This window comes from Acidovorax sp. KPB24-03, from assembly GCF_057546605.1.
Map to the genome: position 1 here is coordinate 1 of NZ_BAAJYR010000185.1, position 7,021 is coordinate 7,021.

Sequence of the window (7,021 nt, forward strand, 5' to 3'; positions counted from 1 at the left end):
CTGCGTGCGCGGCGGCCTGCGGCGCGGGCACCGCCGCCTGGCGCAGGGCCTCGCGGCGGCCCTTCCACCAGGGCACGATGCGGCTTTCCCACAGGCCGGCCAGCCCCAGCGGGAAGGCCATGGTCACGCCAATGAACAGCCCCGCCATGAGGAACAGCCACAGGTCGGGAAAGCTCTCCGAGAAGTACGTCTTGCCCGCGTTCACCAGCAGCGTGCCGTACACCGCGCCCACCAGGCTCATGCGCCCCCCCACGGCGGCGTAGATCACCATCTCGATGGACGGCACGATGCCCACGAAGCTGGGCGACATGAAACCCACCTGCAGCGTGAACAGCGCACCGCCGATGCCTGAGAGCGCCGCCGCCAGGCAGAAGGTGAAGACCTTGAAATTGGCCACGTCGTAGCCCGAGAAGCGCACGCGGTCTTCCTTGTCGCGCATGGCCAGCAGCAGCGTGCCCAGCTTGCTGGTCTGGATGAAGCGGCACAGCACGATGGACAGCACCAAAAGTGCCACGCACACGTAGTACAGGATGTACTTGGCGCTGTCGGTGCGCGTGTCCCATCCCCAAAGGGTTTTCAGGTCGGTCATGCCATTCACGCCGCCCGTGTAGCCCTGCTGGCCAATGATGAGCACCGTGCAGATCAGCGCCACCGCCTGCGTGATGATGGCGAAGTAGACCCCGCCCACGCGGCGCTTGAACATGGCGAAGCTCACGATCCAGGCCAGCAGCGTGGGCACCACGATCACGGCCGCCAGCGCGAACGGCAGGCTCTTGAAAGGCACCCAGAAGGCGGGCAGCTCGGTGATCTGGTTCCAGTCCATGAAGTCGGGGATTCCGGGCGTGGACTGGATCCTGGTGCTCACGGGGTCGGAGGCTTCGAGCTTGAGGAACATCGCCATGGCATAGCCGCCCAGACCGAAGAACACGCCCTGCCCCAGGCTGAGCACGCCGCCATAGCCCCACACCATCACCAGGCCGATGGCCACGAAGGCATACGTGAGGTACTTGCCCACGAGGTTCAGCCGGAAGATGTCCAGGGCGAGCGGCAGCACCACGGCCAGCAGCACCGTGAGCAGCACCAGGCTGGCCAACTGGTAGCGCAGGATCCAGGCTTTGAGGGCATTCATGGGACGACTCCGGTGGGTGCAGGGTGGGGGCAAAGCAGTGGGCGCGCGCTCAGCGGCGCACCTTCGAGGCGAACAGGCCCTGCGGCCGCACCATCAGGATCAGCACGATCAGCGACAGCGTGATCACCTTGGCCATGGAGCCGGCCAGGAAGAACTCGGTGATCGACTGCGTCTGCGCGATGCCGAAGGCCGACACCACCGTGCCCAGCAGGCTCGCCGCGCCGCCGAAGGTGACGACGAGGAACGCATCGACGATGTAGAGCGAGCCCGAGGTGGGCCCCGTGGAGCCGATGGTGGTGAACGCAGCGCCCGCCACCCCCGCGATACCGCAGCCGATGGCGAAGGTGAGTCGGTCGGTCTTCTTGGTATCGATGCCGATGGCGTTGGCCATCACCCGGTTGCTGACCGTGGCGCGCACCCGCAGGCCCCAGCGGCTCCTGTGCAGCGCAAGCAGCACGCCCGCCGTCACCACCAGCGTGAGCGCCAGCACGAACAGGCCGTTGATGGGAATGTCCAGCCCCTCGGCGGGCGCCCACGATCCGAGCAGCCAGTCAGGCAGGGTCGGGCTCACTTCCTTGGGGCCGATGAAGGTGCGAAAGCATTGCTGCAGCCCCAGGCTGATGCCCCAGGTGGCCAGCAAGGTGTCGAGTGGGCGCTTGTACAGGTGGCGGATCAGGCCCCACTCCACCAGCCAGCCCGCGATGAACGCGAAGCCGAAGGCCGCGGCGATGGCCAGCGGGAAATAGAACGGCATCCACTGCGGCGCGTGCGTGGACGCGAGCGTGGAGCCCAGGTAGATGGTGTAGGCGCCGATGGTCATGAACTCGCCGTGCGCCATGTTGATGACGCCCATCTGGCCGAAGATGATCGCCAGCCCCAGGCCCATGAGCAGCAGCACGGCGAACAGGCTCAGGCCGGCGAAGCCCTGCATCAGGCCGATGTTCATCATTTCGGAAAAGGTCATGGTGCAGCTCCTGCGTGCAAGCCCATCAAAGAAAAAACCCGATGCGGCAGTGCCGCCCTCACAACGGTCCGCACCAGGCGCGGGACTGACGACCGGCGCGGCCTCATGCGGGGGACACCGAGGAAGGGCCGCCCCGCACCGAAGGTGTCGTCCCCCTCCCGCGCAGCGAGAGAGGGGCAAGGCGCGCAGCGCCTCAGGGGGTGGTCACTGATACCCCTTGGGGAAGGGATCGGGCTTGATGAGTTCGGGCGATTCGGCCACCACCTTGAATGTGGCGTCCGGCAGTCCCTGCGCGATGCGCGACTTGCTCCACAGGTGGTGGTTGGCGTCCACCTTCACGTAGCCCTCGGGCGCGGTCTTGAGTTCGATGCCCGGCGATGCGGCCACCACCTTGTCCACGTCGAAGCTCTTGGCCTTCTCGACGGCGGCCTTCCACAGCCAGGGACCCAGGTAGCCCGCCTGCGTGACGTCGCCGATCACCGCATTGGGGCCGTACTTGGCCTTGAAGGCGGCCACGAACTTCTTGTTGTTCTCGTTGTCCAGCGACTGGAAGTACTTCATCGACGAATAGAAGCCCGCGAAGTTCTCGCCGCCCACGCCGGTCATCTCGTCCTCGGTGACCGACAGCGTCACCAGCAGCTGCTTGTCGCCCGTGATGCCCGCCGCCTTGAGCGCCTTGTAGAACGCCACGTTGGAGCCGCCCACCACGGCGACGAACAGGCAGTCGGGCTTTTGCACCTTGATCTTGTTCATGAGCGAGCCGAAGTTGGTGCTGCCCAGCGGGTAGTACTCCTCGCCCACGACCTTGCCCTTCTGGAAGTTCTCCACGTGCTTGCGTGCGATCTTCATCGAGGTGCGCGGCCAGATGTAGTCCGAGCCGATCAGGAAGAAGGTCTTGGCCTTCTTCTCGGTCTTGGCCCATTCCAGGCTGTACAGGATCTGCTGCGTGGCCTCCTGGCCGGTGTAGATCACGTTCTTGGACTGCTCCAGGCCCTCGTAGAACGTGGGGTAGTACAGCAGGCCGTTCTCCTTCTCGAACACGGGCAGCACGGCCTTGCGCGATGCGCTGGTCCAGCAGCCGAACACGGCGGCGCAGTGGTCGTTGATGAGCAGCTTCTTGGACTTTTCGGCGAAGGTGGGCCAGTCGGAGGCGCCATCTTCCTTGATGACCTTGATCTTGCGGCCCAGCACGCCGCCCATGGCGTTGATCTGGTCGATGGCGAGCTGCTCGGCCTGGATCGATCCCGTCTCCGAGATGGCCATGGTGCCGGTCGCCGAATGCAGCTGGCCTACGGTGACCTCGGTGTCCGTCACCGCCAGCTTGGTGGTGTTGACCTGCGCCGTGGGCTGCGCGAAGGACCACGCGGGCAGGCCCGCCACCGAGGCGGCCCCCATGGCCTGCAGCAGCCGGCGGCGGCCCGCATCCGCGGCCAGGAGGGGGGAGACATTCGGATCGAGGGGGTGCTTCATGGGAGCGCTCCTTGCAACAGGCAATACGGGGTGGTTGGACGGCGTCGGTGGTTCCGCGCTGGGGCCAAGATTAGGGACAACCCTGCTGCGCGCCCATACGTCAATTGACGTAGCCGCCCGCCCGGCCCCGGCGCACGGCGCGGACAAGAACGTTTCTTGCATGCAGGCCCGGCATGGCCCCGATCGCACCGCCCACCCCCCAGACCGCGCCGCAGACCATTTTTCGCTTCCGCCGCGAATACAACGCCTGGGTGGCCGACGAGACGATGGAGGACTACGCGCTGCGCTACACGCCCAAGGGCTTTCGGCGCTGGAGCGAATGGCGCGTGGCCAACACGGCGTTCGGCTCGCTGTCGTTCCTGGCGCTCGAAGCCATCGGCGGCGCCATCGCGCTCAACTACGGCTTCGCCAATGCGATGTGGGCCATCCTGGCGGTGGGCGTGCTGATCTTTCTCACCGGCCTGCCGATCGCCTACTGTGCGGCGCGCTACGGACTGGACATGGACCTGCTCACGCGCGGCGCGGGCTTCGGCTACCTGGGCTCCACCATCACCTCGCTGATCTACGCGGTGTTCACCTTCATCTTCTTCGCGCTGGAGGCCGCCATCATGGCGCTGGCACTGCAGATGGTGGTGGACTGGCCGCTGCAGTGGTGCTATGTGCTGTCGTCCCTCGTGATCCTGCCGCTGGCCATGCGCGGCATCACGCTCATCTCCCGGCTGCAGGCGTGGACGCAGCCGCTGTGGCTCTTCCTGCTGCTGCTGCCCTTCGTGTGGATCGCGCTCGCGCAGCCGCAGCTGTACCGCGACTTCGCGGGGCTGTCGGGCCTCAAGAGCGGCAGCAGCCAGTTCGATCCGCTCATGTTCGGTGCCGCGGCGGCGGTGATCTTCTCCCTGGTGGTGCAGATCGGCGAGCAGGTGGACATCCTGCGCTTTCTGCCCGAGCGCACCGCCGCCAACCGCTGGCGCTGGTGGGGCGCGGTGCTGGTGGCCGGCCCGGGCTGGATCGTGATGGGCATGCTCAAGATGGCGGGCGGCGCGTTCCTCGCCTTCGCCGCGCTGCAGTTCGAGGTGGGAACGCACCGCGCGGCCGAGCCCACGCAGATGTTCCTGGCCGGCTTTCAGCAGGTCATGCAGGCGCTGGGGCTGCCGGGCCTGGCCGTGGCGGTCACGGTGGTGTTCGTGGTGGTCTCGCAGGTGAAGATCAACGTGACCAATGCCTACGCGGGCTCGCTCGCCTGGTCCAATTTCTTCGCCCGCATCACGCGCAGCCACCCGGGACGCGTGGTGTGGCTGGTGTTCAACGTGGGCATCGCCACGCTGCTGATGACGCTGGGCGTGTTCGGCGCGCTGGAGAAGGTGCTGGCCGTGTACAGCAACGTGGCCATCGCCTGGGTGGGCGCGCTGGTGGCCGATCTCGTCATCAACAAACCGCTGGGCCTGTCGCCCAGGGGCATCGAGTTCCGGCGGGCGCACCTGTACGACTTCAACCCGGTGGGCCTGGGGGCCATGGTGCTGGCCGCCGCCGTGGCCTGCTGCGCCTACGCCGGCCTGCTGGGCGACCATGCGGCCGCGTTCTCTCCCTTCATCGCGCTGGCGCTGTCGATGGCGCTGTCGCCGCTGCTGGCCTGGGCCACCGGCGGGCGCTACTACCTGGCCCGCATGCCGGACACGCTGTGGAAGCCCGGCGAGTCCGTGCGCTGCGCCGTGTGCGAGAACCCGTTCGAGTCCGAGGACATGGCCCGCTGCCCGGCCTACGGCGCGCCCATCTGCTCGCTGTGCTGCTCGCTCGAATCGCGCTGCCACGACCGCTGCAAGACCGGCTCGCGCGCGGCCGACCAGTTGCGCGCGGTGGCCGCGCTGCTGCTGCCGCGCACCTGGGCGGCCCGCGTGAACTTCCGCCTCGGCCAGTACCTGATGGTGCTGGTGTCGCTGTGCGCGGTGATGGCGTTCCTGGTGGGCGTGGTCTATGTGCAGGAGGGGCTGGAGACACCGGCCCAGTTCCTGCGCACCCCGTTCCTGAAGGTGTTCGCCCTGCTGTCCCTGCTGGCGGCCGTGTGCGCCTGGTGGGTGGTGCTCAGCACCGACAGCCGGCGCATGGCGCAGGACGAGTCCGAGCGGCAGAAGCAGCTGCTGCTGCAGGAGATCGAAGCCCACAAGCGCACCGATGCCGAGCTGCAGGCCGCCAAGGACCGGGCCGAATCCGCCAGCATGGCCAAGACGCGCTACGTGGCCGGCATGACGCACGAGCTGCGCTCGCCGCTCAACAGCATCCTCGGCTACACGCAGATCCTGCTCAAGAACCCCGAGACCGACGGCTGGATGCGCGAGACGCTGTCCACCATGCAGCACAGCGGCCAGCACATGCACGCGCTGATCGACGGCTCGCTCGAGCTGGCCCGCATCGAGGCGGGCCGGCTGCGGCTGGACCTGGCGCCGCTGCCGCTGGCCGAGCTGATCCGAAACGTCGAAGGCATGCTGCGCCCGCAGGCCGAGGCCCGGGGCCTGGCCTTCGTGGTGGAGACGCTGGGCACCGTGCCGGACTGGATCCGGGCCGATGGAAAGCGGCTGCGCCAGATCCTCATCAACCTGCTGTCCAACGCCGTGCGCTTCACCCAGCAGGGCGAGGTGCGGCTGCGCCTGGACTTTCGCCCGCACGTCTCGCGCATCGAGGTGATCGACACCGGCATCGGCATCGAGCCGCAGGACCTGGAGCGCATCTTCCTGCCGTTCGAGCGCGGGAGCGCCGGGCGCCGCGCGAGCGAGGCGGGCACGGGCCTGGGCCTCACCATCACGCACCTGCTCACCGAACTCATGGGGGGCCAGCTCACCGTGGCCAGCCGGCACGGGCAGGGCAGCACCTTCACCGTGCGGCTGTACCTGCCCGGCATCTCCCCCGACCCGGCCTGGCGCCCCACGCACGCCGTGGCCCTGCGGCCCGTCATCGGCCACATCGCGCCGCGCCGCACGCTGCTGGTGGTGGACGACCAGCCGCTGCAGCGCCAGCTGCTGGCCGGGTTGCTGGTGCCGCTGGGATTCACCGTGCGCGAGGCCGCCAGCGGCCGCGAATGCCTGGAGATCGTGCGGCAGGCGCCCCCCGACCTCGTGCTGCTGGACATCACCATGGACGACCTCGACGGCTGGCAGACGGCCGCCCTGCTGCGGGCGCTGCGCCCGGCGGCGGCGCTGCCGATCGTCTTCGTCTCGGCCAACCAGTTCGACAACGAGCCCGCTCGGCTGGCCGCCGCCCAGTGCCAGGGTTTCGTGGGCAAGCCCATCATCGAATCGGAACTGCTGCAGGCCCTGCAGGTCGCCCTGCAGCTGGAATGGGTGCACGACAACACGCCGGCCAAGGCCCCTGCCTCGCAGGGCTCGCCACCCGCCAGCCCCGCGCCGCCGCCCCACACCCTGCCCGCCGACCTGCGCGAAGACCTGAACCGCCTGGCGCGGCAGGGCCAG

Annotated in this window: 4 protein-coding genes; 1 reads left to right on the forward strand and 3 read right to left on the reverse strand. The window is 68.1% G+C overall.

Features of this window, described 5'->3' with window-relative positions:
- The 3 genes from urtC to urtA form a co-directional block, all read right to left on the reverse strand.
- A partial coding sequence (gene urtC, locus AC27KI_RS16475) for an urea ABC transporter permease subunit UrtC (RefSeq protein WP_487114787.1) occupies positions 1–1,129 on the reverse strand: 1,129 nt, incomplete at its 3' end.
- 49 nt (positions 1,130–1,178) lie between these two features.
- Positions 1,179–2,093, reverse strand: coding sequence for an urea ABC transporter permease subunit UrtB (gene urtB, locus AC27KI_RS16480; RefSeq protein ID WP_284394685.1), 915 nt, complete (start codon positions 2,091–2,093; stop codon positions 1,179–1,181).
- A gap of 204 nt (positions 2,094–2,297) precedes the next feature.
- Positions 2,298–3,563 carry an urea ABC transporter substrate-binding protein gene (gene urtA, locus AC27KI_RS16485; RefSeq protein ID WP_272549824.1) on the reverse strand — a complete coding sequence of 422 codons (1,266 nt, stop codon included), beginning with the start codon at positions 3,561–3,563 and terminating at the stop codon, positions 2,298–2,300.
- Between the two features lie 173 nt (positions 3,564–3,736).
- Here urtA and AC27KI_RS16490 point away from each other — a divergent pair.
- A partial coding sequence (locus AC27KI_RS16490; protein ID WP_487114789.1) for a hybrid sensor histidine kinase/response regulator occupies positions 3,737–7,021 on the forward strand: 3,285 nt, incomplete at its 3' end.